This is a genomic window from Streptococcus mitis (genome assembly GCF_003944325.1).
In the GTDB taxonomy this organism is placed as follows: Bacteria; Bacillota; Bacilli; order Lactobacillales; family Streptococcaceae; genus Streptococcus; species Streptococcus mitis_CW.
Genome location: NZ_RJPX01000024.1, coordinates 1 through 24220 on the forward strand (window position 1 = coordinate 1; position 24220 = coordinate 24220).

The following is a 24220-nucleotide window of genomic DNA, read 5'->3' on the forward strand; positions in this document are numbered from 1 at the left end:
CCTTCCTTTAACCGCATTCAAACGTCTCACACTAACTTCCACCATAGCGGAACTTAATCTGAAACGCTTTCAGATGAGAGGATTTTGTGCGCTCTTTTTTTCGATTCAGTTTGGTTAAAAAAGCAATAAAATCAAGCATTAGTAAAACCAGTGGAACTTACCCTGACACGGATTTCCACTGGTTTTTACAATTTTTATCAGACTAACTTCCACTTGGATTAGCGGTGGAACTTAGTTTGGGAATTTACCATTTTATTGAAAGTTTACCTTTTATGGTATAATAGATAGAGTGAGGAAATCCATGCAAAATCAATTAAATGAATTAAAACGAAAAATGCTGGAATTTTTCCAGCAAGTAAAATCAAACATAAATCATAAAAAATCAGGGAAAGTCTTAGAAGCGAAGAAGTCGGATGGGACAGGTGGGAAAATTCTGCCTATCCTAGGTAGCATTTTAGTCGCTATCAAGGGAGTTTTGAATACTCTCTTTATTCTAGGCTTTATCGGTGGGCTTTTTGGTGCTGGTGTAGCTCTTGGTTATGGAGTTGCCTTGTTTGATAAGGCTAAGGTTCCGCCAGCGGAGGACTTGGTCAAGCAGGTTAAGAATGTTTCTTCCATCTCAGAAATTGTTTATGCAGATGGGAGTGTCATTGCTTCTATCGAGAGTGACTTATTGAGAACTTCTGTCTCATCTGAGGAAATATCGGACAATCTCAAAAAGGCTATCGTTGCAACTGAGGACGAACATTTTCTTGAACATAAAGGGGTTGTGCCAAAAGCTGTGATTCGGGCGACCTTGGGAACCTTTGCAGGTTTGGGCTCATCTAGTGGGGGCTCGACCTTGACTCAACAGCTAATTAAGCAACAAGTGGTCGGAGATGCTCCGACCTTGGCTCGTAAGGCTACAGAAATTGTCGATGCCCTTGCCTTAGAAAGAGTGATGGGAAAAGATGAGATCCTAACAGCCTATCTCAATATCGCTCCTTTTGGTAGAAATCATAAAGGGCAAAACATTGCAGGTGCCCAGCAAGCTGCTGAAGGGATTTTCGGTATTGATGCCAACAAGTTGAGTATTCCTCAAGCTGCTTTCCTAGCAGGTTTGCCCCAGAGTCCGATTACTTATTCTCCTTATGAAAACACTGGAGAGTTAAAGAGTGATGAAGACTTAGAACTTGGTTTGAAGCGAGCCAAGGGAGTTCTCTATAACATGTACCGTACGGGTGCTTTAACTAAGGAAGAATACGACCAGTACAAGGATTATAATCTCAAACAAGACTTCTTGCCATCGGGAACTGTTAATGCTGTTTCGAGAGATTACCTTTACTTTACGGCTATGTCTGAAGCGACAGATCGGATGTATGATTATTTAGTTCAACAGGACAATGTCTCTAGTCAGGAGTTGAAAAAGGAAGCGGTTCAAAAGGCTTATCATGAGCGAGCGGAGCAGGAACTAAGTAAAGGTGGTTACAAAATCACTACAACGATCAATAAAAAAATTCATAACGCCATGCAAAATGCAGTTGCTAACTACGGTCGTTTGGTAGATGATTCGACTGGGCAGCCTGAAGTAGGGAATGTTTTGATGGACAATAAAACGGGGGCTGTTTTAGGTTTCGTTGGTGGTCGTAATTACCAGATAAACCAAAACAATCACGCCTTTGACACTAAGCGTTCTCCTGCCTCTACAACCAAACCTTTGCTGGCCTACGGTATTGCCATTGACCAAGGCTTGATGGGTAGCGCTAGTATCTTGTCTAATTATCCGACAAAATTCTCTAATGGAAATCCTATCATGTATGTAAACAGTCCGGGTACAGGCATGATGACTTTGGGAGAAGCCTTGAACTATTCGTGGAATATCCCAGCCTATTGGACCTATCGTATGCTTCGCGAGAAGGGTGTTGATGTCAAGGGCTATATGGAGAAAATGGGTTATGATATTCCAGAGTATGGTATCGAAAGTTTGCCTATGGGCGGTGGTATTGAAGTCACAGTCGCCCAGCATACCAATGGTTATCAAACAATTGCTAATAACGGTGTCTATCATCAGAAACATGTGATTTCTAAGATTGAATCATCTGATGGTAGAGTAATCTATGAATTCCAAGACAAACCAGTTCAAGTGTACTCGAAGGCAACAGCAACGATTATGCAGAGCTTGCTTCGTGAAGTGATTTCATCTCGAATCACTTCAAGTTTCCAAACGGACTTGGCTGCTATTAATTCAAACTTAGCTCGTGCAGACTGGATTGGTAAGACTGGTACAACTAATGAAGATGAAAATATGTGGCTCATGCTTTCGACACCAAGATTGACTCTAGGTGGTTGGCTAGGGCATGATGACAACCGCCCAATGGCTAAAGGGGCTGGGCATTATCGAAATGCCAAATATATGGCTTACTTGGTCAATGCTATCCAACAGGCTGAGCCTGGCGTTTGGGGCAATGAACGCTTTAATCTTGATTCTAGTGTGACGCAATCTCAGGTCCTCAGATCTACAGGGCAGAAGCCGGGTAAAGTAACTGTTAATGGAAAAACGGTGGATCTTTCAGGTTCTACTGTAACGAGCTATTGGGCCAACAAGGCAGGGGCTCCTACGACAAGCTATCACTTTGCTATTGGAGGAAGTGAATCAGATTATCAAAATGCTTGGTCAAGTATTATTGGTAGTTTCTCAGCTACACCAAGTTCAAGTAGTAGTTCTAGCAGTACCTCAAGTTCATCATCTACCCAACCAAATAGTAGAAGATAGGAAGGTGGCATTGATTGCCACTTTTTTCTTTTGTCCTTTCGTGTTACAATAAAGGTATGAATCAGTATCAGAAAAAGATTGTTAAAGGAACCATTTATTCGCTTCTATCTGGCTTAATCTGGGGAATCTGTGGGATTCTAGGAGAGTATTTCTTTACCCATTATCAGGTGTCCTCTGGCTGGATTACCTCTATGCGTTTGACACTGGCAGGGAGTCTTGTGCTCATTTGGTCTGCAGTGCAATTAAAATCGCAAGTGCTAGATATTTGGCGAGATAAGAAAAATTACCTGCCTTTTTTAGCCTACGCTATTTTGGGAATTTTCTCAGTCCAGTATTTTTTCTATCTCTGCGTAGAATACTCAAATGCTGCGACAGCAACTATTTTACAGTTTATCAGCCCTGTCTTTATTCTTTTTTACAATCTTTTGGTTTATCAAAAACGAGCGTCAAAAAGTGCTATTTTTTATGTTTTGATTGCCATGTTGGGTGTTTGTCTGATGGCGACAAAGGGAGATCTCTCTCAGTTATCTATGACACCACTAGCCCTTATAACAGGTTTGCTGAGTGCCATGGGTGTTATGTTTAATGTCATCTTGCCCCAACCTTTTGCGAAGCGCTATGGTTTTGTTCCGACGGTTGGGTGGGGGATGATTTTGGCAGGTTTATTTAGCAATGTCCTCTCGCCAGTTTATCATCTTTCCTTTACTCTTGATATTTGGAGTATCTTGATTTGCCTTATTATTGCTTTCTTCGGGACAGCTTTTGCTTTTTTTATTTCCATGAAGGCTGTGTCCTTGGTTTCTCCTTTGGTGGTTTCTGTTATCAGTGCCAGTGAACCTCTCTCTTCTGCTCTCTTGAGTGTTTTGTTTTTAGGATTGGTAGTGGATTGGTCTCTCCTTCTAGCTATGGCCTTGATTATTTTACCCATGATTTTCCTATCGATAGAAGAAGCGAAAGAAAGTAAATAAAAAGTCTTTTCTTAATTCTAAAAGTGTGCTATACTAGAATAGTCAATAAAACACGGGGAGATAGTTGTGAAGAGTGTTTTTAGGTTGTATCGGTAGGGGCTTGCTTTTACCGACAGCACGTTTTATCTCACATCCCTAAAAATCATACCTAAAAACAAACAAAAAGGCTTCAAATTTGAGGCCTTTTTTGGTAGAATAGGTATCATTAAAATGAACTAGGAGGCGCTTATGACTGCTACAAAAATGAACGCACAAGAAATTATTCAATTTATCGCCAATGCTGAAAAGAAAACCAGTGTTAAAGTAACTTTTGAGGGAGAACTTGCAACTGCTGTACCAAGCTCTGTTGTCAAATTAGGGAATGTCCTATTTGGAGACTGGAAAGATGTTGCTCCTCTTCTTGATGGCTTGGTAGAAAATCAAGACTATGTTGTTGAGCAAGATGCTCGCAATTCTGCAGTTCCTTTGCTAGATAAACGTGCTATCAACGCTCGTATCGAGCCAGGTGCAATTATCCGTGATCAGGTTGAAATTGGTGACAATGCTGTTATCATGATGGGAGCCGTTATCAATATCGGTGCTGAAATCGGTGCAGGAACCATGATTGACATGGGGGCTATCCTTGGTGGTCGCGCTATCGTTGGGAAAAACAGCCATATTGGTGCAGGTGCTGTTCTTGCAGGTGTAATTGAGCCAGCTAGCGCTGAACCAGTCCGTGTCGGAGACAATGTTCTTATTGGTGCCAATGCAGTGGTTATCGAAGGGGTCCAAATCGGCAGTGGTTCAGTTGTCGCAGCAGGAGCTATTGTTACCCAAGATGTCCCAGAAAACGTGGTGGTAGCAGGTGTTCCAGCTCGCATTATCAAAGAGATTGATGCCCAAACCCAACAAAAAACAGCGCTAGAAGATGCGCTTCGCACCTTGTAATTGCAAAAGACAAATAGAGGCGGAACTCTTTTCCAGCCTCTTTCTGCTATATAGGAGGATAGATAAATGTTAGATTTGATTCAGACTAGACGAGATTTGCACCAGATTCCAGAGATTGGCTTGGAGGAGTTCAAGACTCATGCTTATTTGCTGGATGTGATTGAGAAATTGACTGCGGGCAAGGATTTTGTCCAAGTTCGTACTTGGCGGACAGGTATTTTGGTCTATTTGCAGGGAAGTCAGCCAGAGCGGACCATTGGTTGGAGAACAGATATTGACGGTCTGCCTATCGTTGAACAAACAGGCCTTCCTTTTGTTTCTCAGCACCAAGGTCGCATGCACGCCTGTGGACATGATTTCCACATGACCATTGCCTTGGGCTGTTTGGAGCGCGCCCTTGAGGAGCAACCCAAGAACAATCTGCTCTTTCTTTTTCAGCCTGCAGAAGAAAATGAAGCTGGTGGCATGCTCATGTATGAGGATGGTGCTTTTGGAGATTGGTTGCCAGATCAATTTTATGGCCTCCATGTTCGACCAGATTTGAAAGTCGGCCAGATTGCGACCAATACACACACTCTCTTTGCAGGAACTTGTGAGGTGAAGATTCGTTTCAAAGGCAAAGGAGGACACGCAGCCTTTCCGCATGAAGCCAATGATGCCTTGGTAGCGGCTAGTTACTTTGTGACCCAAGTGCAGTCAGTTGTCAGCCGCAATGTTAACCCAATCGAGGGAGCAGTGGTGACCTTTGGCCTTTTCCAAGCTGGAACCACTAACAATGTCATCACAGATACAGCCTTTTTGCATGGAACCATTCGGGCCTTGACACAGGACATGAGTCTCTTGGTGCAAAAGAGGGTCAAAACAGTTGCAGAAGGAGTTGCAGCTGCCTTTGGTATGGAAGTCGAAGTGGAACTCAAACAAGGTGGTTACCTGCCTGTTGAGAACAATCCAGTTTTGGCGCGTGAACTGATGGACTTTTTTGAAGAAAAAGACGGAATTGAGTTGATTGATATCGAACCTGCTATGACAGGTGAGGACTTTGGTTATCTCCTTTCAAAGGTTGATGGCGTTATGTTTTGGCTAGGTATTGATAGCCCCTACGCTCTTCATCATCCTCAGATGAGTCCTAGGGAAGAAGCCCTAACCGTTGGTGTTGATGCGGTTTCTAGTTTCCTAAAAAAGAAAGTATCAGAGTAAAGATATGAAATCAGAACTTAGGAAGCAAGTCTTACAAGAAATGAAGGCTTTATCTCAAGAACAAAAACAGGCTATGGATCGAGCTTTAACAGAACGCTTTTTGAATCACCCCTTGTATCAAGAAGCCCATAACATCGCAACCTATCTCTCTTTTCCTCATGAATTTCAAACGGAGGAACTAATCAAGCAGGCGTTAAAGGACGGCAAGAAGGTTCTGATACCTAAAACCTATCCCAAGGGGCGCATGGACTTTGTGGTCTATGATCCGCAGCAATTGGTGAAAACTTCCTTTGGTTTACTGGAACCAGAGGGAGAGTTGACAGTGATTGATAGTTGTCAAATTGATTTGATTCATGTTTCTGGTTTGGTGTTTACGACGGAAGGTTATCGGATTGGATACGGTGGCGGTTATTATGATCGCTATTTGACCGGATATAAAGGCCATACGATAAGCACTCTCTATCCGTTTCAAATTCAGGAATTTATTCCTGATGATCACGATATTCCTGTTCAGGAGGTTCTAATGTATGAAGGAAATCTTTGATAAACGTTACCCTGTAACGAGTTTTTTTCTCCTAGTAACAGCACTTGTTTTTCTGCTAATGTTACTGACTACAGGTGGGAACTTTGATCGGGCAGATACTCTATTTCGATTTGGGGCTATGTATAGTCCGGCTATTCGATTGGTTCCTAGTCAGATTTGGCGACTCTTTTCTGCAATTTTTGTCCATATTGGTTGGGAACATTTCATTGTCAATATGTTCTCTCTCTATTTTCTTGGACGGCAAGTCGAAGAGATTTTTGGTTCTAAGCAGTTTTTCTTTCTCTATCTCTTATCAGGAATGATGGGCGATCTCTTTATTTTTGTATTTAGTCCCAAATCCTTAGCAGCAGGAGCATCCACCTCTCTTTACGGACTATTTGCCGCGATTATCATTCTTCGTTATGCTACGCGTAATCCTTATATCCAACAGCTAGGGCAATCTTATCTGACACTTTTTGTGGTTAACATTATTGGAAGTGTTCTGATTCCAGGAATAAGCCTAGCAGGCCATATCGGTGGTGCAGTTGGTGGAGCATTACTAGCAGTTATCTTTCCAGTTCGAGGAGAAAGACGGATGTATAGCGCTAGTCAGAGACTGGTAGCGTTAGTGTTATTCGTAGTACTTGTAGTTTTGCTTTTCTACAAGGGAATGGGAATGTGACGACTAATACTCAATGAAAATCAAAGAGCAAACTAGGAAACTAGCCGCAGGCTGTACTTGAGTACGGCAAGGCAACGTTGACGTGGTTTGAAGAGATTTTCGAAGAGTATAATATGTAAACTTGAATAAGAAAAAAGCTACTTAAAAAATGAGTAGCTTTTAATGTGTTTTGGAACCATTCGAAACAACACAGCTCTAAAACATTTGAACTTCTTTACCGTCAAGGACTTTCGTTTTGGAACCATTCGAAACAACACAGCTCTAGAACTAGTCAATCCTGATATTTTCTCCACTCATGGTTTTGGAACCATTCGAAACAACACAGCTCTAAAACGCAAGGTCATTCTCTGTACTTCCGCTATTAGTTTTGGAACCATTCGAAACAACACAGCTCTAAAACATGTTGCTGGCACTCATGCCCCTCTGTGTAGTTTTGGAACCATTCGAAACAACACAGCTCTAAAACTAAATAGATGAATTGCTCCCCTTTCTCAATGTTTTGGAACCATTCGAAACAACACAGCTCTAAAACAGATACCAATTGGAATCGGACAAAAGATATGTTTTGGAACCATTCGAAACAACACAGCTCTAAAACAGCTTTGTTGACGAAATATTGGCCGGAATCGTTTTGGAACCATTCGAAACAACACAGCTCTAAAACTAAATTGCTTGTCAGCTTCCAGTCGCTCAAGTTTTGGAACCATTCGAAACAACACAGCTCTAAAACTATGGCTATCCTGGAACAAGCTACAGCCAAGTTTTGGAACCATTCGAAACAACACAGCTCTAAAACTTCCATGTTCGTTGCCGTTCCACTATCAGGGTTTTGGAACCATTCGAAACAACACAGCTCTAAAACGGAGGTCTTCAAGATATGACTGACCACATGTTTTGGAACCATTCGAAACAACACAGCTCTAAAACGTTACTAGCCATCTTATGCTTAACTGCATCTGTTTTGGAACCATTCGAAACAACACAGCTCTAAAACTATCCTTGAGCGTTTCAAAATCAATAGCATGTTTTGGAACCATTCGAAACAACACAGCTCTAAAACTTAGGTCAGATGTATATCGAGCTAGGGCTGGTTTTGGAACCATTCGAAACAACACAGCTCTAAAACTCCACGCATCATTCATCTGCTTCACGGCTGGTTTTGGAACCATTCGAAACAACACAGCTCTAAAACCGATGTCTTACAACCTCGTAATAAGTCGGTGTTTTGGAACCATTCGAAACAACACAGCTCTAAAACTCCACGCATCATTCATCTGCTTCACGGCTGGTTTTGGAACCATTCGAAACAACACAGCTCTAAAACCGATGTCTTACAACCTCGTAATAAGTCGGTGTTTTGGAACCATTCGAAACAACACAGCTCTAAAACCAAGACCGACCTTTCAGCGCTATCTGAGTCGTTTTGGAACCATTCGAAACAACACAGCTCTAAAACTTTCTGCGAGGTCTAGCGCCACTTTGTCAAGTTTTGGAACCATTCGAAACAACACAGCTCTAAAACTTACCGACTGATACAACACCTTCATCATCAGTTTTGGAACCATTCGAAACAACACAGCTCTAAAACCTCGTAGAAAAATTTTTCTCACGAAATTTCGTAATCGCGCCATTCGTCCCAGCCAGACTTCAGCTCGTCAGGTTCCAATTGTTACTCTTATTATACCATATTTTCAGGGTTCAAGAAATAGTCTTGATCCAATACATACTGCGGAAAATCATAGATTTGCCGAGGCTCAATAAACAAGACGGACAGTTGATTGAGTTGGATATACTCTATCAAATTTACTAACTCATCCTTTGATAGATAGGCGGATGCATTGATGAAAACAAGGAGTTTCTTTTTAGAAAGATATTTAAAAACCTGGACAATTTCTAGCATCTTTTCAAAAGGTGTATCACTCAGGGTTTCGACTTTGACACCAAGTGCATCGATTAACTCTAGAATGGTAATTTCATCATACTCTAGGTCTAACTCGTTTTCTAAACACTCAAATGCTAGCAATTCTGTAATCGTAGCAACCAGCTTTTCAATCATGGATTTGACTTCGGGCTTGTCATTGAGCTGATTTTCAAGATCTGCATGTATCAGCTTGAGCATCGCAGGTGAGTTGAGATTGTATCCTAAGACATCCGTTATCACTAGTAATTCAGCTTCTTTCAGAGCTTTTAGATTTCTATCAAACAACTTCAACTCCCCATCATCAGTATATTGGTAGAATTGCTTGACGATAGTTGAAAAGGTAAACTGGTCTTCCAACACTAAAAAAGTGGCATTTTCAATAGCTAATGGTTCATCCAGTAGTGGGAAATTAATCTTCATCTCTAGGCTCCTCTCCTAGAAAGACCAAGCGTGCATCGGAATTTGCTATGCTGGTATTTCGTTCGCCATTTAAGTAAATCATACGAGAAAACTGCTTTTCTGTAATGGTTAAGAGAGTAATGTTCCCCTTTTTAGGGTTATGGGTCTTGAGTCGCTCAATCATGGCGTTATTAGCAGAGTTGTTGAGCAAGAGTTTGCTATAGATGGAGAATTGGTGCATGATAAATCCCTCATCTATGAGGAACTTCCGAAATTTCCGATAGGCCTTGCGTTCCTCTACGGTATCAACTGGCATATCAAACATTAAAATCATACGCATATATCGATAATTCATATCCTAAACTCAGGAACTCCTTTCTCGGGTTGATTGAGAGCTTGGATGACTTTCTTAGTATAGTCACTGATGATATTGGACAGGTACATATCTTTACCATTGTAGTGGAAGGTGTCTGAGAAAATAGTAAAAAGTTCTCGTTTGATTTTGATAAAAGAGCTGTTTCGATTTTCATAGACAATTCTGTCAATAATCGGACGGAAAGGCTCCATAATATCACTGGCTAGGTTGAATTGATTGAACTGATTGGCATGTTTCAAGCCAAACTGAGTCATACAGCCAGACAAAACAATCTCACGCGCAAACATACTCAAAATCAAAGTGTAGCCATAGTCTAAGGCAGCATTAACATCACTATCTTGCTCACGATTAAAATCATTTCCAAACAAGGTGTTGAAATAAATACGAGCTGCATGTCCCTCACGGTTACTAGGATCAAACAAATCCAATCCATGATAGAGATCGATGACGGACTGGCTCTTTTCCAGAAAACCACAACTCCCCAGATAAAAAGCTTGATTGAGAATTTTTTGTGCAATGATGGTTGTCCATATTTCCGCCTTTACATCTTCATTCCAAGCAATTTGACGAGAGAGTTGCAAACTGGAATCATGACGACCATAGTAAGGCATTAAATATGCCGTTGGTAAGCGTTTATCATCACAAAAGATGACCAGAATATTTTCATCCACCAAGCGCTTTATCAGCATAGTGGAGAGAACAATATCTGTCGTTTCCAAAAGCAGGATGTCCACCTCGGACAGGTGAATTAACTCTGTCCGAGAGATATCTTTAAAAATCAAGTGGTTATTCTTGTAGGAAAGTTTAGAGTGCGTATTGACTACAATAGTTCTCCATCCCATTAGTCTTCTCCTAATTTGCTTAAGTCAATCCGAGTCTCGTAGAGACCAGTGATGGATTGGTGGATGAGGGTGGCGTTGAGGAGTGAAGAAGGTGTATAGTCTCTGTATCGTGGAATTTTTACTCCCAAGAACTCGAAGTCAGAAGCACTTCCTTGTGAAGTTAACTCGAATAAGCCAGCATTTTTACTATTTCTTGGACCAATGAAACTGAAACATAACTTTTCGATATCAACTGTTTCCCAATCAATAAATGTTTGTCTGATTCTTTCTCCATTTTTTAATGCGCCTACATACTTATCGTTAAAATCAAGTACAGATTCTAAAAGTTTAGCAAAATCATTTCGATGTTTCTCAACATACTCTAAGTGTTCTGGTTCAAGTGTTTTATTAATATTCTTAGCATGATACAAAAGAGTCGTATACTTTTCGGAGATGACCAATTCATTACCTTTATGAATTTCTCCTCGTTTATTGTTTGTCGATAGAATACTTGCTAGTCTTCTTCTTGTACCATCAGGAAACTCAAACAAACTATATTTAGGTAAAGTAATAGTTGATAGAATTTTTATGTATCCTTTTTCAAGAAGATAGTTTTCTTTGTTCTTTTCAAAATTTATTTTATCTAAAATAGAGATACCTTGAAATTCAAGGACTGTCTTTTGTTGTTTTTTCGCTCCTTTTTCAATAATAGCTTTAACTAAGACCGCGTATGAGTTAGAAATACCAGCGTAACCACCGTATTTTCGTGGGTCAAGCCCTTGTTTAATTGGTACAAGATTTTCTTTACTATCTTCTGAAGGTTTAGGAGATGGATTAGAATTGAACAATCCTCTAGGTTTACCTCTATCTAGACCATGTGTTTGAATCTCTGTCTTCTTCACAATATTCACCTGCGGAAGTGAAAGAACTTTTTTAATTGTAGCGAAATCTTTTTCTTTATTCCAAGCGATTTCTCCAGTATCCTTAGAGTATTCGATATTCTCTCGTTTTACGATGGTTCCGTCTGCGTAATGCACCTCTTCTTTAAAGAAGTTCAACAAGTTTGAGTAGAAGAAATACTTTTCAGTTGCTTTTTCAACATCTTTAGGATCTTTGGATCTTGAGATGTAGCGCTTAAGATCGTACTTTTGATAGTCACCATAGACGAATTCAGGCTCTAGTTTAGGATATTTCTTAAGGATAGCCTTAGCCACTACTGCATTTAAGTAGGCATCATGTGCATGGTGGTAGTCATTGATTTCCCGCACCTTATATAACTTAAATTCTTTACGGAAGTTGGAAACTAGATTGGATTTCAAAGTGATAATTTTGACCTTACGGTTCTTCTTATCCTTCTCAGTCACTTCTGTATTAAAACGGGCATCCAAAATCTGAGCAACATGTTTTGTGATTTGCCGTGTTTCAACTAGTTGGCGTCTGATAAAGCCAACTTTATCTCGCTCATCTAGCCCACCACGTTCAGCCTTGGTTAAATTATTAAATTTACGTTCTGAAATCAATTTGGAATTCAGTAATTGTTGCCAAAAAGCTTTTCTTTTTTGAACAACCTCTAAACTTGGAACATTATCAGATTTACCACGATTATCCTTTGAACTAGTCAAGACACGGTTGTCTAGAGAATCATCTTTTATAAAAGCCTGTGGGACGATGTGGTCAATGTCATAGCTACTTAGTTGGTTGATGTCAAGAGGTTCTCCAGTGTACATATCCTTCCCATTTTGGAGATAGTACAGAAAGAGACGGTCGTTTTGCAGTTGAATATTATCTGTTGGATGTTCTTTTAATATATTTGAGTCAAGCCCAGGAGCTAGATTTTTTAGTGCATCTTCAATGCGTTTATATCTTTGTTGGGAATTCTTTTTCCCTCTGGCAGTTGTCTGATTTTCTCGGGCCATCTCAATCACAATGGACTCGGGAGAGTGACCCATAACTTTGACAAGCTCATCGACAAGTTTGATACTTTGCAAAATTCCTTTTTTGATAGCAGGACTACCTGGGAGTTCATGGACAATTTGCTTCACATCGTTTGTCCTACCAACCACTTGTGCTTTTTGAATAATGTCTTTGAAGGAAAGCCCGTCATCATTGATTAACTGCATAAAATTACGATTGCTGTAGCCGTCATCAATCAAGTAGTCAAGAATTGTTTTACCAGTTTTTTTATCACAGATACCGTTGATTAGCTTAGCAGAGAGTTTTCCCCAACCAGTATAATGTCGACGAATCAGTGCTTTAATCACTTTTTCATCAAAGAGAGAGTCATATTGAGCAAGACGTTGCTTGATCATTTCACGATCTTCAAAGATAGTGAGCGTGTGGATGATATTTTCAAGAGTTGCTTCATTTTCAGCATCATCCATAAACACTTTATCCTTGATTATTTTAAGTAAATCATGATAAGTAGAAAGACTAGCGTTAAATTGTTTTTCAATTCCTTTTAGTTCGATTCCATCGTAGCCATCAACATTGTGTAGGTACTGAATGATGTCTTTTTCAGTTACTTTTCTTTTCTCTTTGAATAATTGATTGACAATTTGCTTCTTTTGCCCACTATCAAGGAATTGATAGTCTCTCAATCCCTCTGCAATAAATTTTACTTTTGTTAATTCATTGTAGACAGCAAATGTTTCATACAACAGACTGTGCTTAGGCAAAACTTTTTCCTCTGGGAGATACAAGTCATAGTTAGTCATCTTATTGATGAAGGCTTCCGCAGAGCTTGCTTTATCAACAATTTCTTCGAAATTCCAAGGTCGGATTGCTTGGTCAGAATTTCGAGTAAGCCAAGCAAAATCACCATTGCCACGAGCCAATGGACCAACATAGTATGGAATACGGAACGTTAAGATTTTCTTTATCTTTTCTTTATTTTCTTGCAGAAATGGATAATGTTCTCCTTGCCGACGGATAATGGCATTCATTTCTTGAAGATGAATTTGATGAGGGATAGAACCATTATCAAAGGTGCGTTGTTTTCTCAAGAAATCTTCACGTTCAATTTTATCAAGGAAATAATCTGATCCTTCAAATTTAGAGAGAAGATTTTTGATGTACTTGTAAAATGCTTCTTGAGTGGTTTTGCCATTGATATACCCAGCATACCCATCTTTAGATTGGTCAGAGAAAACTTCATCATATTTTTCTTGAAGATTGTTTTGGATGAATTGTTTTAGAGCCGCTAAGTCTTTTTGGTGGTTTTCATAGCGCTCAATCATAGATGCTGATAGTGGAGCCTTGGTTGAAGGATCTGTGACAGTTAAGATTCCTGAGAGAAGAATGGCATCATAGAGTTTTTTAGCCACTAGGAAAAGGTCTGCAAAGTCATCTCCAATTTGTCCGAGTAAGTTTTCCAAATCCTCATCATAGGTATCTTTAGAGAATTGTAGTGGAGCTTTTTCTTCTAAGTCAAAATGTTTTTTAAACTCAGCTTGATTTCCTACAATTAACTTGAGAAATTCTGAAAATAGACCAGTGGGTTTTTCATAAGCAAAGAGTTTTAGAATGCGTTCTCTCTTAGCAGATTTACTAATTTTATCAGTAAAAATTGCTTCTACTTGTGCATTTTGTCCACTAAGTGAACTTCCTTCAAAGGTGTTGTCGTAAATGCTTATAAACTCGCTAAAGATTTTTTGGATATCATTGTTTTTAATATCGAAAGATTCTTCATACAAAAAATGTCCGCGGTATTTAATCATATGCGCTAATGCTAGATAGATCAAGCGCAAGTCAGTTTTTTCTTTTGAGTCCGCCAGGTGTTTTCTCAAATGATAGATAGTTGGAAATTTCTTATGATATTCTTTTTCTTCTGCCAAGGTAGCAAAAATAGGATATTTACTTCCTCTTTTATCCTCAGGAACTAAGAAGGAGTCATCTAATCGATGGAAGAAACTACTATCCACCTTGCTCATTTCTTCAGAAAAGATTTCTTGAAGATAGCGAAGACGATTTTTTCGACGAGTATAGCGACGGCGTGCTGTTCGTTTGAGACGTCTATCTTCAGCAGTAGTTCCTTCATCAAATAATAAAACTCCAATTAGATTTTTCTTGATAAAGTGTTTATCAGTATTGCCTAGAACTTTCATATTTTTCGATGGCACCTTATAGTCATCCGTAATGACGGCCCATCCGACGCTGTTAGTTCCGATATCGAGTCCGATAGAGTAGTTGTTATTGTTCATATAGTTATAAACCTCCTTTGTATTAAATTATAATTTTTTAAAAAATTACAAAATGAGAGCTTTGATTAAATCAACGCAACCTTTCATAAACTTTACTACTTCAGATAGGATAGCTAAATTATCTTTAGTAAATTTGAACTTTTTCAAAATAATCTCCTTAAAATACAACTATAAATATATTATAGCATTTCGAATGATAATTTCAATAAAACGAATGATATATTTGTGGAAATTTGTTAGAATTAGTAAGGGGTTGTATTTTAGTTTTAGAACTGTATTGTTTCAAATAATAATAAACTAGCTTTTTGTTTTATCTGTAAAATAATTTACATTTCACTTGATAATATTTGATAAGTATAGTACAATAAAATCGTTGGAACTATTCGAAACAACACAGCAAGTTAAAATAAGGCTTTGTCCGTATACAACTTGAAAAAGTGCGCACCGATTCGGTGCTTTTTTGTTTTACTATACTAATTTATTGTACTCTTATTTTAATGAAAAGACAAATGCAAGTATAGCGCTTTCAATAGTTTTTATGAAATTGCTAGATTCAAGTATAGAATTTGATTTTAGAAGAGTATTAATTGATGTGTGTCTAATCTTGATATATAAAAGAAGAACTAGGATGCTGAATGTTCCTAGCTCTTCTTTTATACAAATTATTTTATTCCTTCTCAGCCAATTCTTTTCCCAGTTGGATGATGTAATCTTTCAAATCATCCTTGACTTGTGGGTGCTTGAGGGCGTAGTCAATAGATGTTTTCATAAAGCCAAACTTATCCCCAACATCGTAACGAGCTCCTGTAAATTCACGGGCGAAAACACGTTGTGTTTTATTGAGAGTATCGATTGCATCGGTAAGTTGGATTTCATTTCCAGCACCAGGTGCTTGATTTTCTAAGATATCAAAAATTTCTGGTGTGAGAAGATAGCGTCCGATGATTGCCAAATCACTTGGAGCATCTTCGGGAGCTGGTTTTTCAACGAAAGTTTCGACACTATAGAGGCCGTTGATTCCTTCTCCTTGAGGAGCAATGACTCCATATGATGAAACGTCTTCATGTGGTACGGGCATGACAGCAATGGTTGATGCGTGTGTTTTTTCGTAATCATTCATCAGTTGTTTTGTCAAAGGAACGGCCTTCTCCTCTGTGATGTCCATAAGGTCATCACCTAGCATAACAACGAAAGGTTCATTCCCCACAAAAGCTTTGGCTTGTAAGACAGCATCGCCAAGACCACGAGGATGGCTTTGACGGATAAAGTGAAGGCGAATCCCAGTAGTTTCATCAACTAATTTCAATAAGTCCTGTTTCCCTTTTTCTTTGAGGTTATATTCAAGCTCGAAGTTTGAGTCAAAGTGGTCTTCGATAGAACGCTTTGATTTACCAGTAACAACCAGAATATCTTCAATACCTGATTTGAGAGCCTCTTCCACGATAAACTGGATAGTTGGTTTGTCTACAATTGGCAACATTTCTTTGGCAAGGGCCTTGGTTGCTGGTAAAAATCGAGTTCCTAGTCCAGCAGCAGGGATGACTGCTTTTCTAACTTTTGATGTCATAAGAATCCTTTCTATAGAGTGTCAAGACCACTCATTTTCTGCTTTAAATTCATTGTTCATGATGTCATAAATGGCATCTTTGATATTGGTTCCGTGGTAAATAACTTGGTAAATGGCCTGTGTAATTGGCATATAAACTCCAAGTTCTTGCGCTAGCTCATAGGCTGCTCGAGTTGTTGAAATTCCTTCAATCACCATGCCCATATTGGCTTCGATATCAGCTAGGGATTTTCCACGACCAAGGGCGTCTCCAGCTCTCCAGTTACGAGAGTGGATGGAGGTTCCCGTTACGATCAAATCTCCCACACCAGACAAGCCACTATAGGTCAAAGGACTAGCCCCGAGTGCTACCCCTAGGCGGGTAATTTCTGCCAAGCCTCGAGCGATGATGGCTGCTTTAGCATTGTCACCAAATCCCAAACCATGTAAAGCTCCGGCACCGACAGCGATAATATTTTTAAGAGCACCAGCGGTTTCAACTCCGATAACATCCGTATTGGTATAAAGTCGGAAGTAGTGATTACTAAAGAGTTCTTGAACGTATTGAGCTGTTTGTAAATCTTTAGAAGCAGCTGTGATTAAAGTTAGGTCACGCACAATGGTCTCTTCTGCATGGCTAGGACCTGAGACAACGACGATATCACTGCGGAGCTGTTCAGGAATTTCTTCTTCAAGGATGGTTGATAATCGTTTATGGCTATCGGGTTCTAATCCCTTTGATGCGTGCATGATGATAGCCTTATGGTCCAGGGTTTGTGCAACTTGTTGGGCAACAAGTCGTGTTACTTTTGTTGGGACAACAAACAAAATCGCATCCACATCCTTCAATGCTTCTGCTAAGTCAGTGTAGGCAATAATTTTTTCATCTAAAACGACATCTTTAAAGTAGTGTTTATTAGTATGGTGTGTATTAATTTCATTGATTTGTTCGGGAATATTTCCCCAAATACGTACCTCGTGTCCATTGTCATTTAAGACTTGTGAAAGGGCAGTTCCCCAAGAACCAGGCCCCAAGACGGCGACGGTTTGTTTTTCCATGATTTCCTCCTTGATAGAGTCCTTTTCATTATTCTATCATATTCTAGAGGATTTTGCACTTGCATTGCTAGGGTAGTGGAGGCTTTGTGACTTCAAAAATACACAAAAACCGAGACTCAGTATTAAAGTCTTAGTCTTTAGTTAAAGTGAGAAGAAATGTGATAGTTAGTTTGATTCAGTATATGCTATAATAGAGGTAAACAACTCAGGAGGTTCTTGTAGGTTGCGAGAGTTTGGCGAAAAAATTAAAAGATTACGTTTGGCTAAAAAAATCAGCCGTTCAGAATTTTGTGGTGATGAGTCTGAATTAAGTATTCGTCAATTAATTAGAATTGAAAATGGAGAATCCAGACCAACACTAACAAAGTTAAAATATATCGCTGAACGTTTGGGGGTTGAAGATTACAAGTTGATGCCAAGCTATATAGAGTTGGATAAGGAATATCTAGAATTGAAGTATTTCTTGATGAGGACTCCTACATACGAAGATGAAACTATCGCCCAAAAGAAAGAGAGTATTTTTGATAAGATTTTTGAAGAATATTATGATAGACTTCCTGAGGAAGAAAGGTTTATCATAGATGTTTTACAAGCATATGATGATTTTGGTTGGTGGCATGATGATAGCAATTTAGGAATGATTTTACAAGAGTATTTCGATCACATTTTGTTGAAATCAGAATATGAAGTTAACGATATTTTAATCATAAAGCTATTTTTGGTAAGATTAGTACACCAAGATACGATAATAGATGAGATTGAAGTGAATACCTTCTTAGTAATAGCTGATAAAATTTTACAACAAGTTGAGATGTTTGATATTGAATATTCATTTCTAATCAGAGATTCATTACTTTTGTTGTTAGGAATATTTGAAAAAATTGCTAATTATAGTCAATTTGAAGATATTCTTTACAAATTAAATGAAATTACCTCAAAGTCATACGACTATCAGAAAAAACCAATTATTCGCCTATGGGAGTGGCGCTATGCATTATTTGTAAAAAAAGATTATCCAGTAGCTGAAAATTATTTTCAAGAAGCAAAAGTATTTGCTAGAATGATTGATAATCGTCATTTGATAGAACAGCTAGAAAAACAATGGGAACATGACCTCCAAGATTTTTTTAAAAATAAACATTAGAAAATAAAAAAGTGACAAAAATGTCATTAGTTAAAAAGACCGAGAGAAAGTTTTCGAAATCATAAAAACGCATGATATCAGGTGTTTAAAAACTTGATATTATGCGTTTTATCGTTTAAAGAGTTATTATGTTTTTCCCTTAGATTGAGTTCGTATCTAGTTTCTTTTTATACTAATTGAGTACTCATTAGTAGATAAGTTGTTGAAATTAGTGACATTTATGACCTTGGCGAATGTGTAACATAGAAGTATAATAATTCTGTAGAAAAAATAAGGAGAGAAAATATGTTAGTGCTAGTTGTTGCCATTTTTTGGATTTATAAATAATAAAGATAGAATGGGAAGGTCTATGTTAGAACTAAAAAATATTAGTAAAAGTTACAGACAAGGGACGCTAAAAAATAATGTCTTAAGAGAAATAAATTTTAAGGTAGTTGAAGGAGAATTTGTATCGATAATGGGACCATCAGGTTCGGGCAAATCGACATTTATCAATATTTTGGGACTGATTGATTCTGAATTTGAAGGAGAATATATATTAGACGGAAAAAGTATTGAGAAGTTAAATGAAAATCAACAAGCAAGTTACCGTAATCGTGATATTGGATTTGTTTTTCAACAATTTCATCTTATTGATGAATATACTGTTAAAGAAAATATTTTATTATCATTCCTATATTCTGACCAACAGCCAGATATAGAATACATTGATAGTTTATTACAAGACTTAGGACTTATAGATAAGATGAATGAGTACCCAAGTCATTTATCAGGTGGGCAGAAGCAACGAGTTGCTTTAATTAGAGCTCTTGCTCATAAACCTAGATTTCTTATAGCAGATGAACCTACAGGTGCATTAGATGAGAAAAATAGGAATGAGATATTGCAAATTTTACAGAATTTGAATCATTCTGGAACGACAATTATTGTAGTAACTCACGATGAGTTTGTTGCCAGTCATTGTAGAACAAGGTATCGAATGAAAAATGGGTATCTAACATCTGAAGGAGAAGGATTACATGAAGTTTAAAAAACTGTTAATAGATACTTTAAAGCTGTTAAAGAGGAATAAAAGACAGAGTATTCTGACATCCTTAGCCATCACAGTGGCAACATTTGTTTTATTAGTAATACTATCAAGTTCTTCCTATACAACTTCTACATTAGGGAATGATTTAAAGATAGAAGAAGACACAGCAACAATGACTTATACTCCTCAGAATATGTTGGATATTAGAGGGTTTACACAGGAAGATAAACAATTGGTCGAGCAAACTATTGGAAAACCTGCAAGACTTTCTGCCAGCTCTTATGCTTTGTATGCTGAAACGTATTTTAATGATTCTAAGCAGAATCTTAGTTTTCGAACATTAGGCGATTTGAATAAGAATGGTTTAGTTGTGCCTGCTTTATTAAAAGGAAGAGCATTAGAGGAACTAGATGGCGGTGTCGCTATTAGCGATAAGGCTCTCATGTCATTGACTCGAAAGGAAAATATTGAAACTTTTTTAGGAGAGACTATCAATATATCTGGAAAAGAATATCCAATTCAGGCAATATATTATGGATCAGCTGTTAATGAAAGATTACCTTCTTTATTGGTTACCAATGAAATCAAAGAGTTACTTTTAGGAGGAAGGGAATATTTTGATGAATTAGTAGTAGAAACTAATCAGTTGGAGAATATTAATAAGGCTTTATCTGCTTTAGATACTTATGGAATATTCCGCAAGGAAGGAACTTATGGATATATAGATAATAGAAGGGTATATGAGGAAACAAAGGCCCAAGCTACTACAATATTAAATTTCATTGCACTGTTATCAAGCATTTCAATTTTTGTAGCTGGTTTTGGGGTTATGAATGCTATGTTGTCTTCTGTTAGCGAACGTAGCAAGGAGATAGCCATTCGTCGAGCTTTAGGGGCTAAAAAATCTGATATTTATCAATCGTATATGATGGAGGGGATTCTTTTATCGCTTCTGGGAGCTATAACTGGTATTGGAGTAGCGACATTATTTGTTGTTTTAATGAACATGAGTGGTTTTGTTACGACATTAACTCCGGATCATATTTTGATTACTCTATTCACAACGGGTGTATTTGGAATTGTATTTAGTATTATGCCTGCAATGGTTGCAGCAAATAAAAATGTTATTGAAGGTCTAAGGTAATGATGGATGTGAATTTAAAGGAGGTAGAATGAAATTTACAAAAATAGATAGAGTATTTTCTCTATTGCTAATTGTGGAATTTACAATATGTTTTTTTACACTAGATAATTTTAATCTTTTTCAATTTATGCTGTTTGTACAAATTATACCGTCAATATTATTAGCTTTGTTATCGGGAAGTATTTCTTCTAGAAGTAAGCACAGCTGGGTGTTATTAATTATTTTTGGAATAATCTATGCTTTAATGATGTTTGGAATTTTCAGAGTTACTCCTATGACGCTTATAGAACAAAATACGATTCAATCTGAAACTTCCGTATTTACATTCAATAGAAATCTACAGTTAGGAACTTATTTTGGATTTTTCCTACAGGAATTTTTACTAGGAGCTTTTATTTGCACTATTTCAAAATTTTTTGGGAGAATTAAACAAGGGAAATTTTAATGAAGCCTGCATTAAAAAGAAGAATTGTTTCTGCAGTTATTTAGAAAATTATATTATTGAAATGGTGTAACATTTGGAGAAAATTATTTTTGAACGAAAAAGATTTGAGTATATCAGTCCTAAAAGAAAGCAAGTAAAGGACTTTATGATTCTAAAAAATTTCATGTCTAAGACAATTCAAGTTGAAATTAGAGTGGAGGACTACTTGTTAGACCTTCTTATTTTAAAAGAGATGAGTACAGAGTTTTATAATTTAGATTTTCTTTCTTTGCCCTATGATGTCAATATAGATGTGAAAGAAGTTGTAGAGGATGTTGATTTAACAGTCTATAAGAATAGTAAATATAGGGAGTTTAATTTCTTTAAAAATATTTGTAAATGATATTTTTGAAAGTCTATTCATCCCTATATTAGAATTGCTACAACAAGTTTTCAACACTTGTTTCAATTGAACATACTAAAACCGAGCCTAAGTATAAAACCCTTAGTCTCGGTTTTGATATTTCTTAAAGAATAGCTAGGTTTATTTCAATTGATCTGTAGTGTCTTTTGATAATAACATTCCTAGATGATAAGTTTTATTGATGTAAGCAATGACATCATTGATATTTTCAGTCGTGTGAATTTTCTCTTTGATGTCAGCCCTAAATGTTTCATCCTTCAAAAGTTGTTCTTGGTAGAGCCTTTGAAGTCTCTCCTTCTCGTACTTATTGAGCAGAAAAAGGAACACCAAGCTAATTACAACGAGGATATAAGCATATTGGCTCATAGGAAATCTCCTTGTATGATAAAGAAGTAGTAGTGAGTAAATCGAATTAGTCAATTCAAAATAGCAGAATCAGTCAGCAAAACTTGATAAGATTTTTGGATAGAGCTCTAAACCAAAGTCCCGATAGTCTTTAGTGTTAGTTACTTAGACTGCTTTGCAATCAAGTAATTTTAAATATTACGACATGAGTCTAACCAAATCAATATTATTTAGTTTGGTGAATTAGTAAAGCGTTTAGACAAGTGTCTTTAGTTACGACGTCATGGCTCCTAAATCGATTATATTTAGAGACCATGACTAGTGAAGCGCCTAGCCAAAGTACGAATAGGATTTGGCGTTAGTTACTTAGATTGCTCCGCAATCAAGTAATTTAAAAAATTACGACATGAGCCTAACCAAATCAATATTATTTGGTTAGATGAATTAGTAAAGCATTTAGACAAGTGTCTCTTATTACGACGTCATGGCTCCTAAATCGATTATATTTAGGAGCCATGACTAGTGAAGCAGTTAGCTAGTCCGCCTATAAGCGGCTAGCGTCTAACAATTGGGAACTTTAGTTCCAATTGTTAGTACTGAATCACATCTTCTCTGGCGCTTCTACTCCAAGCAAGCGAAGGGCTTCTTTGAGAACGACTGCGGTTGCGTAGCTGAGTGCTAGACGGCTGTCGCGTTCTGGATTTTCGTCTAGGATACGTGTATGTGCATAGTATTTGTTAAAGGTTTGAGCTAGACTAATTGCAAATTTAGCAATGATAGAAGGCTCAAAGTTATCCGCCGCACGGTTGATAATACGTGGGAAGTCTTGGATAAGTTTAATGATTTCCCAGCTTTCAGCATCATTCAGGCTATAGTTGCCAGCTGTTTCTGGTTTGAAATCCGCTTTGCGCAAGATAGATTGGATACGAGCGTAGGCATATTGAACGTAAGGTCCAGTTTCCCCCTCGAAGGATACCATGGCCTCTAAGTCGAAGTCGTATCCATTTGTACGGTCAGTCTTGAGGTCATAGAATTTAATGGCTCCAACCCCAACAGCATGCGCCACCTGATCTTTATTTTCTAGTTCAGGATTTTTAGCTTCGATTTGGGCTTTGGCACGACTAACGGCCTCTGCAACAGTAGGCTCTAGTAAGATGACATTCCCTTTACGAGTAGAGAGTTTTTTCCCTTCCTTTGTAACCAAACCACAAGGAACATGAGTAATGTCGTCACTCCAGTCGTAGCCCATCTCTTTCAAGACAGCTTTGAGCTGCTTAAAGTGGGCAGATTGTTCTTGACCAACGACATAGATAGATTTGGCAAATTGGTATTCGTTTTTACGGTAAAGGGCTGCAGCCAAGTCACGTGTGATATAGAGAGTTGCACCATCAGATTTTTTGATAAGGGCTGGATGTTCAATTCCATATTTCTTAAGATTCACAACTTGGGCACCTTCTGATTCAACAAGAAGGCCTTTTTCAGAAAGGATGTCTACAACTGCATCCATCTTATCGTTGTAGAAGGCTTCTCCGTTATAGCTGTCAAAGTCAACCTTCAGTTCATTATAAAGGCGGTTAAATTCTACCAAACTTTCATCACGGAACCATTGCCAAAGAGCGAGAGCTTCCTCATCTCCATTTTCCAGTTTACGGAACCATTCGCGTGCTTCTTCATCCAAGCTAGGGTCGTTTTCAGCTTCAGCATTGATGCGGACATAGAGTTTAAGAAGTTCATCGATTGGATGAGCTTTTACAGCCTCTTCGTCTCCCCATTTTTTGTAGGCAACAATCAACATTCCAAACTGTTTACCCCAGTCTCCCAAATGGTTGACCTTGACCGTTTGATAACCGATTTTTTGGAAAATATGTGACAAGCTATCTCCGATAACAGTTGAGCGCAGGTGACCGATAGAAAATGGTTTAGCGATATTTGGACTAGACATGTCGATCACAACATTTTCTTGTTTACCAATGTTTTGGTCAGCATAGTGTTCTTTTTTAGTGATAACGGCTTGCAATACTTGAGCAGAAATGGCAGATTTATCAAGGAAAAAGTTGACGTAAGGTCCCGTTGCAACAACCTTTTCAAAGGCTTGGCTGTTAATTTTTTCAGACAGTTCAGCCGCAATCATTTGAGGTGCTTTACGTTCGACTTTTGCAAGTGAAAAAGCAGGGAAAGCAATGTCTCCCATTTCTGAGTTTTTAGGGGTTTCCAGTAAATTTAAAATAGCCTCTTGGTCCAGGCTATCAATGATGCTAGCTAACTCGCTAGCAATCAATTCTTTTGTATTCATTAAGAGCTCCTTTTTGGACTTTTCTACTATTTTATCACAATTTTAA

Annotated in this window: 19 protein-coding genes and 1 CRISPR repeat array; of the genes, 11 read left to right on the top strand and 8 right to left on the bottom strand. The window is 38.0% G+C overall.

Going from position 1 to position 24220, the window contains the following annotated elements; translation table 11 throughout:
* Positions 1-301: 301 nt before the first annotated feature.
* From pbp1b to D8787_RS07565, 6 genes are all read left to right on the top strand, one after another.
* Positions 302-2752, top strand: coding sequence for a penicillin-binding protein PBP1B (gene pbp1b, locus D8787_RS07540; RefSeq protein ID WP_125422405.1), 2451 nt, complete (start codon positions 302-304; stop codon positions 2750-2752).
* A gap of 56 nt (positions 2753-2808) precedes the next feature.
* A complete protein-coding gene (locus D8787_RS07545; protein WP_125422469.1) occupies positions 2809-3720 on the top strand; it encodes a DMT family transporter in 912 nt (303 codons plus the stop codon).
* Between the two features lie 228 nt (positions 3721-3948).
* The gene (dapD, locus tag D8787_RS07550) at positions 3949-4647 is read left to right on the top strand and encodes a 2,3,4,5-tetrahydropyridine-2,6-dicarboxylate N-acetyltransferase (RefSeq protein ID WP_125422409.1); all 699 of its coding nucleotides are present in this window, start codon (positions 3949-3951) and stop codon (positions 4645-4647) included.
* 66 nt (positions 4648-4713) lie between these two features.
* Positions 4714-5844, top strand: coding sequence for an N-acetyldiaminopimelate deacetylase (locus tag D8787_RS07555; RefSeq protein ID WP_125422412.1), 1131 nt, complete (start codon positions 4714-4716; stop codon positions 5842-5844).
* Between the two features lie 4 nt (positions 5845-5848).
* Positions 5849-6388: a 5-formyltetrahydrofolate cyclo-ligase gene (locus tag D8787_RS07560; protein WP_125422415.1), complete on the top strand. Its 540-nt coding sequence runs from the start codon at positions 5849-5851 to the stop codon at positions 6386-6388.
* On the top strand, positions 6372-7049 hold the full coding sequence (locus D8787_RS07565; protein ID WP_125422418.1) for a rhomboid family intramembrane serine protease: 678 nt from the start codon (positions 6372-6374) through the stop codon (positions 7047-7049). Before D8787_RS07560 ends, D8787_RS07565 begins: the two co-directional genes overlap by 17 nt.
* A gap of 166 nt (positions 7050-7215) precedes the next feature.
* A CRISPR array of direct repeats spans positions 7216-8637; the repeat unit is 36 nt; unit sequence GTTTTGGAACCATTCGAAACAACACAGCTCTAAAAC.
* Between the two features lie 90 nt (positions 8638-8727).
* Here the strand turns inward: D8787_RS07565 and csn2 are convergent.
* The 6 genes from csn2 to D8787_RS07595 form a co-directional block, all read right to left on the bottom strand.
* The gene (gene csn2 / locus D8787_RS07570) at positions 8728-9390 is read right to left on the bottom strand and encodes a type II-A CRISPR-associated protein Csn2 (RefSeq protein ID WP_102211556.1); all 663 of its coding nucleotides are present in this window, start codon (positions 9388-9390) and stop codon (positions 8728-8730) included.
* Positions 9380-9724: a CRISPR-associated endonuclease Cas2 gene (gene cas2, locus D8787_RS07575; protein ID WP_042900169.1), complete on the bottom strand. Its 345-nt coding sequence runs from the start codon at positions 9722-9724 to the stop codon at positions 9380-9382. Before cas2 ends, csn2 begins: the two co-directional genes overlap by 11 nt.
* Complete coding sequence (cas1, locus tag D8787_RS07580; protein ID WP_125422421.1) at positions 9721-10587, bottom strand: type II CRISPR-associated endonuclease Cas1; 867 nt, start codon at positions 10585-10587, stop codon at positions 9721-9723. The genes cas2 and cas1 overlap by 4 nt, the downstream gene beginning before the upstream one ends.
* Positions 10587-14765, bottom strand: a complete 4179-nt coding sequence (gene cas9 / locus D8787_RS07585; RefSeq protein WP_125422424.1) for a type II CRISPR RNA-guided endonuclease Cas9 — start codon at positions 14763-14765, stop codon at positions 10587-10589. The genes cas1 and cas9 overlap by 1 nt, the downstream gene beginning before the upstream one ends.
* Before the next feature lie 667 nt (positions 14766-15432).
* The gene (gene galU / locus D8787_RS07590; protein ID WP_125422427.1) at positions 15433-16332 is read right to left on the bottom strand and encodes a UTP--glucose-1-phosphate uridylyltransferase GalU; all 900 of its coding nucleotides are present in this window, start codon (positions 16330-16332) and stop codon (positions 15433-15435) included.
* A 21-nt stretch (positions 16333-16353) separates the two neighbouring features.
* Positions 16354-17370 (bottom strand): NAD(P)H-dependent glycerol-3-phosphate dehydrogenase, encoded by a 1017-nt coding sequence (locus D8787_RS07595; protein ID WP_125422430.1) that lies wholly within the window; start codon positions 17368-17370, stop codon positions 16354-16356.
* Between the two features lie 223 nt (positions 17371-17593).
* Here D8787_RS07595 and D8787_RS07600 point away from each other — a divergent pair, with 223 nt between their 5' ends.
* The 5 genes from D8787_RS07600 to D8787_RS07620 all read left to right on the top strand — a co-directional run bounded on the left by D8787_RS07600 (position 17594) and on the right by D8787_RS07620 (position 21515).
* The gene (locus tag D8787_RS07600; RefSeq protein ID WP_125422433.1) at positions 17594-18514 is read left to right on the top strand and encodes a helix-turn-helix domain-containing protein; all 921 of its coding nucleotides are present in this window, start codon (positions 17594-17596) and stop codon (positions 18512-18514) included.
* Between the two features lie 349 nt (positions 18515-18863).
* On the top strand, positions 18864-19544 hold the full coding sequence (locus tag D8787_RS07605) for an ABC transporter ATP-binding protein (protein WP_125422436.1): 681 nt from the start codon (positions 18864-18866) through the stop codon (positions 19542-19544).
* A complete protein-coding gene (locus tag D8787_RS07610; RefSeq protein ID WP_125422442.1) occupies positions 19534-20688 on the top strand; it encodes an ABC transporter permease in 1155 nt (384 codons plus the stop codon). Before D8787_RS07605 ends, D8787_RS07610 begins: the two co-directional genes overlap by 11 nt.
* A 28-nt stretch (positions 20689-20716) precedes the next feature.
* Positions 20717-21133 carry a hypothetical protein gene (locus tag D8787_RS07615; RefSeq protein ID WP_000673203.1) on the top strand — a complete coding sequence of 139 codons (417 nt, stop codon included), beginning with the start codon at positions 20717-20719 and terminating at the stop codon, positions 21131-21133.
* A gap of 73 nt (positions 21134-21206) precedes the next feature.
* Positions 21207-21515, top strand: a complete 309-nt coding sequence (locus D8787_RS07620) for a hypothetical protein (RefSeq protein ID WP_049511642.1) — start codon at positions 21207-21209, stop codon at positions 21513-21515.
* A 141-nt stretch (positions 21516-21656) separates the two neighbouring features.
* Here the strand turns inward: D8787_RS07620 and D8787_RS07625 are convergent, their stop codons facing one another.
* Both D8787_RS07625 and argS read right to left on the bottom strand, forming a co-directional pair.
* Positions 21657-21902, bottom strand: a complete 246-nt coding sequence (locus D8787_RS07625; protein WP_125422445.1) for a MarR family transcriptional regulator — start codon at positions 21900-21902, stop codon at positions 21657-21659.
* Positions 21903-22482: 580 nt separating this feature from the next.
* Positions 22483-24174 carry an arginine--tRNA ligase gene (argS, locus tag D8787_RS07630; RefSeq protein WP_125422448.1) on the bottom strand — a complete coding sequence of 564 codons (1692 nt, stop codon included), beginning with the start codon at positions 24172-24174 and terminating at the stop codon, positions 22483-22485.
* Positions 24175-24220 lie beyond the last annotated feature (46 nt).

Excerpts from the sequence above, each read along its gene's own strand:
- D8787_RS07605 (WP_125422436.1), top strand. The coding sequence starts at position 18,864 with ATGTTAGAACTAAAAAATATTAGTAAAAGTTACAGACAAGGGACGCTA.
- cas1 (WP_125422421.1), bottom strand. The coding sequence starts at position 10,587 with ATGGGATGGAGAACTATTGTAGTCAATACGCACTCTAAACTTTCCTAC.
- cas2 (WP_042900169.1), bottom strand. The coding sequence starts at position 9,724 with ATGAATTATCGATATATGCGTATGATTTTAATGTTTGATATGCCAGTT.
- dapD (WP_125422409.1), top strand. The coding sequence starts at position 3,949 with ATGACTGCTACAAAAATGAACGCACAAGAAATTATTCAATTTATCGCC.
- D8787_RS07555 (WP_125422412.1), top strand. The coding sequence starts at position 4,714 with ATGTTAGATTTGATTCAGACTAGACGAGATTTGCACCAGATTCCAGAG.
- D8787_RS07560 (WP_125422415.1), top strand. The coding sequence starts at position 5,849 with ATGAAATCAGAACTTAGGAAGCAAGTCTTACAAGAAATGAAGGCTTTA.
- D8787_RS07595 (WP_125422430.1), bottom strand. The coding sequence starts at position 17,370 with ATGGAAAAACAAACCGTCGCCGTCTTGGGGCCTGGTTCTTGGGGAACT.
- D8787_RS07565 (WP_125422418.1), top strand. The coding sequence starts at position 6,372 with ATGAAGGAAATCTTTGATAAACGTTACCCTGTAACGAGTTTTTTTCTC.
- D8787_RS07625 (WP_125422445.1), bottom strand. The coding sequence starts at position 21,902 with ATGAGCCAATATGCTTATATCCTCGTTGTAATTAGCTTGGTGTTCCTT.
- D8787_RS07545 (WP_125422469.1), top strand. The coding sequence starts at position 2,809 with ATGAATCAGTATCAGAAAAAGATTGTTAAAGGAACCATTTATTCGCTT.
- cas9 (WP_125422424.1), bottom strand. The coding sequence starts at position 14,765 with ATGAACAATAACAACTACTCTATCGGACTCGATATCGGAACTAACAGC.
- galU (WP_125422427.1), bottom strand. The coding sequence starts at position 16,332 with ATGACATCAAAAGTTAGAAAAGCAGTCATCCCTGCTGCTGGACTAGGA.
- argS (WP_125422448.1), bottom strand. The coding sequence starts at position 24,174 with ATGAATACAAAAGAATTGATTGCTAGCGAGTTAGCTAGCATCATTGAT.
- D8787_RS07610 (WP_125422442.1), top strand. The coding sequence starts at position 19,534 with ATGAAGTTTAAAAAACTGTTAATAGATACTTTAAAGCTGTTAAAGAGG.
- csn2 (WP_102211556.1), bottom strand. The coding sequence starts at position 9,390 with ATGAAGATTAATTTCCCACTACTGGATGAACCATTAGCTATTGAAAAT.
- D8787_RS07615 (WP_000673203.1), top strand. The coding sequence starts at position 20,717 with ATGAAATTTACAAAAATAGATAGAGTATTTTCTCTATTGCTAATTGTG.
- pbp1b (WP_125422405.1), top strand. The coding sequence starts at position 302 with ATGCAAAATCAATTAAATGAATTAAAACGAAAAATGCTGGAATTTTTC.